General features: G+C 61.3%; 5 protein-coding genes, 1 tRNA gene and 1 pseudogene. All 7 read left to right on the forward strand.

Annotated features, from left to right (window positions below; genetic code table 11):
- Window positions 1-105 (forward strand): annotated as a pseudogene (locus B2527_RS15695) (elongation factor Tu); the annotation flags it as partial.
- A gap of 105 nt (window positions 106-210) precedes the next feature.
- Window positions 211-286, forward strand: a tRNA-Trp gene (locus tag B2527_RS15700).
- A gap of 50 nt (window positions 287-336) precedes the next feature.
- Window positions 337-744, forward strand: coding sequence for a preprotein translocase subunit SecE (secE, locus tag B2527_RS15705; RefSeq protein WP_293715686.1), 408 nt, complete (start codon window positions 337-339; stop codon window positions 742-744).
- Window positions 745-754: 10 nt separating this feature from the next.
- On the forward strand, window positions 755-1,315 hold the full coding sequence (gene nusG, locus B2527_RS15710) for a transcription termination/antitermination protein NusG (RefSeq protein WP_293715689.1): 561 nt from the start codon (window positions 755-757) through the stop codon (window positions 1,313-1,315).
- 199 nt (window positions 1,316-1,514) lie between these two features.
- A complete protein-coding gene (gene rplK / locus B2527_RS15715; RefSeq protein ID WP_293715691.1) occupies window positions 1,515-1,943 on the forward strand; it encodes a 50S ribosomal protein L11 in 429 nt (142 codons plus the stop codon).
- Between the two features lie 4 nt (window positions 1,944-1,947).
- Entirely contained in the window at window positions 1,948-2,646 is a 699-nt protein-coding gene (gene rplA / locus B2527_RS15720; protein WP_293715694.1) for a 50S ribosomal protein L1, read from the forward strand.
- A gap of 632 nt (window positions 2,647-3,278) precedes the next feature.
- A partial coding sequence (gene rplJ, locus B2527_RS15725) for a 50S ribosomal protein L10 (RefSeq protein WP_293715696.1) occupies window positions 3,279-3,640 on the forward strand: 362 nt, incomplete at its 3' end.

The raw sequence follows: 3,640 nt of genomic DNA on the forward strand, positions 1-3,640 counted from the left end.
GTCACCCTGATCAACCCGGTGGCAATGGACGAAGGTCTGCGCTTCGCAATCCGCGAAGGCGGCCGTACCGTCGGCGCCGGCGTGGTCTCCAAGATCACCAAGTAATACGCCTGCAGTACCAGCGGTAAGCTGCTGGTTGCGCGAATGGCGGGCCGGGAACCTCGGTCCGCCTTCGCTGTCTAAGGCGACGTGTAACAAGTTCAAGTCAATACGCCAGTAGCTCAATTGGCAGAGCAGCGGTCTCCAAAACCGCAGGTTGGGGGTTCGAGTCCCTCCTGGCGTGCCACTTGCAACTCTCTATCCAGTGACCTTGGTCGCACCAGCAACAAGAGTCGGATGAACAGCAAGATCGAACATTCCAAGGATGCCGCTTCTGGTGGCGATATCGTCAAGTACATCGGCGCTGCGTTGCTGGTGCTGGCGGGTCTGTTCGTGTGGTTCTGGTTCTCCGCTCCGGAGCGCGCAGCCCAGTTGGGCGCGTGGTCGGGCCAGCTCCGTGCACTGGCCGTCGTGGTGGGTCTGGTTGCAGGTGGTGCGGTGTTCATGCTGACCACCAAGGGTCGCCAGACTCTCGAATTCCTTTCTGAATCCCGTTTCGAGCTGCGCAAGGTCGTGTGGCCGACCCGCCAGGAAGCTATCCGCATGACGTGGGTGGTGATCGTGGTGGTGATCGTGTTGAGCCTGCTGCTGGGTGGTTTCGACTTCGTGATCCAGAAGTTGACCCAGTGGTTCCTGGGTCGTTGAGGAGATAACAGTGAAGCGTTGGTACGTCGTTCACGCCTATTCAGGTTTTGAGAAGTCGGTGGCGCAGGCGCTGCGCGATCGCATTGCGCGTGAAGAAATGCAGGAGCTTTTCGGCGACGTGCTGGTTCCCACTGAAGAAGTGGTGGAAATGCGCGCCGGCCAGAAGCGCCGCTCCGAGCGCAAGTTCTTCCCGGGCTATGTGCTGGTCCAGATCGAGACCCACGAAGAAGCCGGTATTCCGCGCATCGACAACGAAAGCTGGCACCTGGTGAAGGAAACCCCGAAGGTTATGGGTTTCATCGGCGGTACCGCTGATCGCCCGTTGCCGATCCAGGACAACGAGGCTGCCGCCATCCTGAATCGCGTTCAGGAAGGTGTCGAGAAGCCGCGCCCGAAGGTGCTGTTCGAGCCGGGCCAGATGGTTCGTGTCATCGATGGCCCGTTCAACGACTTCAATGGTGTGGTGGAAGAGGTCAACTACGAGAAGAGCCGTCTGCGCGTCTCGGTGCTGATCTTCGGTCGCGCCACGCCGGTCGAGCTGGAATTTGGTCAGGTCGAGAAGGCCGTCTGACACTGACGGCAGCCTGTTCAGGTTGCCGTTGAAAAAACTGCTAGAATTACCGGCTCCCTGAAAGGGGCTGAATCGAAGGCTGCCGCGAGGTGGCCTTTGGTGTGATTCACGGATTTCAGAACGCGATGCCGGGACGCGTGATTCCCGGTCCGATGGGGAGCCTGTTGTCGAAAGGCGCTAGCACCCGGAGAGCACTCTAATGGCAAAGAAAGTTGTCGGTTACATCAAGCTGCAGGTGAAGGCTGGTCAGGCCAACCCCTCGCCGCCGGTCGGTCCTGCGCTGGGTCAGCGCGGCCTGAACATCATGGAATTCTGCAAGGCGTTCAATGCCGCCACGCAGAAGCTGGAGCCGGGTCTGCCGGTGCCGGTCATCATCACGGCCTATTCGGACCGTACCTTCACCTTCATCACCAAGAGCACCCCGGCTACCGTGCTGCTCAAGAAGGCTGCTGGCATTTCTTCGGGTTCGAAGAAGCCGAACACCGACAAGGTGGGCAAGGTGACGCGCGCGCAGCTGGAAGAAATCTGCAAGGCGAAGGAGCCGGATCTGACGGCTGCCAGCCTGGACGCCGCCGTGCGTACGATCGCGGGCTCTGCCCGTTCCATGGGCCTGGTGGTAGAGGGTTAATCTGATGGCACAGACCAAGCGTGAGAAGGCCATCAAGGCCGCCGTCGTCCCGGGCAAGGCATACGCCTTCGAGGACGCAATTAACATCCTGAAGACCGCCACCAAGGCCAAGTTCGTCGAGTCGATCGACGTTGCTGTGCGCCTGGGCGTGGATGCCAAGAAGTCCGACCAGCAGGTGCGCGGTTCCACCGTGCTGCCGGCCGGTACCGGCAAGTCGGTCCGTGTGGCCGTGTTTGCTCCGGCTGGTGCCAAGGCTGACGAAGCCCTGGCCGCTGGCGCCGAAGCCGTTGGCATGGACGACCTGGCCGAGAAGATGCAGGCCGGCGATCTGAACTATGACGTGGTCATCGCTACCCCGGACGCAATGCGCGTCGTCGGTAAGCTGGGCACCGTGCTGGGCCCGCGTGGCCTGATGCCGAACCCGAAGGTCGGCACCGTCTCGGCCAACCCGGGCGAAGCCGTCAAGAATGCCAAGTCCGGTCAGGTGCGTTACCGCACTGACAAGGCTGGCATCATCCACTGCACCATCGGCAAGGCCAGCTTCGAAAACGGCGCGCTGCAGTCGAACCTGCAGGCACTGCTGCTGGACCTGATCAAGGCCAAGCCGGCGACCTCGAAGGGCACCTACCTGCAGAAGGTTTCGGTCAGCTCGACGATGGGCCCGGGCGTGACTGTCGACCAGTCCTCGCTGACCCTGAAGTGACGTACCGGCCCGTGCGCGCATAGCGCGCACGGCTTTGCCGGCACGTCATCCCCGCGAAGGCGGGGATCGCTCTGAAGCTTCATGCAGTAGAGCGGGTTTGAAAGACGTCATCCCCGCGAAGGCGGGGATCGCTCTGAAGCTCTTGGGCTTGGGAGCAAAAAGAAACACCAGCATCATCGGCAACGGTGATGCTGACTTTTGAAGGCGTCGCGCAGGTTTGCCTGCGTGGAGCCGTCAAAGACCGCAGGCGCGGTCAGCGCATACCGGCGACGGGCACGGAAGCTCGATTTGGCAAGGAGTCGCCGCCGGTACAGCGAGATCGCTTAATCGATCCGTTCTCGGGTCACCCTGCGTAGATGGTGCCGCCCTTCTGGATTTTTCTGGTTCACGTACGTCCGGGTTCGCCCGGGTTTGCACTCCAGCTCTAGAACGGCCACCACCGGAACATCACCTGATGTTCCCGGCGTCCAGGACGGATGCCGCCCAGGACCGCACACGGCTAGGAGCCGTAAGCGGAATATGTTTGAAGCAGGGTGTTGAGGTTCGGCCAGGGAGGCCTGCAGCAGTGGCATTGCCGCCGTTGCCAATCCCGGATCCCGAATCACCAATCCCCGCTTAAACGGAGGAGTGCAATGGCTCTCAATCTGTCCCAGAAGCAAGAAGTAGTCGCCGAGCTGGCAGACGTCGCCGCCAAGGCCCACTCCTTGATCGCAGCCGAATACGCTGGCACCACGGTCGCTCAGATGACCGCGATGCGCAAGCAGGCCCGCGAAACCGGTGTTTTCTTGAAGGTTGTCAAGAACACGCTGGCCTCGCGCGCCGTTGAAGGCACCGATTTCGCAGTTGCAAAAGACCAGATGGTTGGTCCGCTGCTGTATGCGTTCTCGCTTGAGGAGCCCGGCGCAGCCGGTCGCCTGATCAAGGAAGCCGCCAAGGGTAACGACAAGCTGAAGGCAAAGGTCGTGGCGATCGGTGGGGAAATCTTCCCGGCCAG

The organism is Stenotrophomonas sp. UBA7606, assembly GCF_002477705.1.
In the GTDB taxonomy this organism is placed as follows: Bacteria; Pseudomonadota; Gammaproteobacteria; order Xanthomonadales; family Xanthomonadaceae; genus Stenotrophomonas.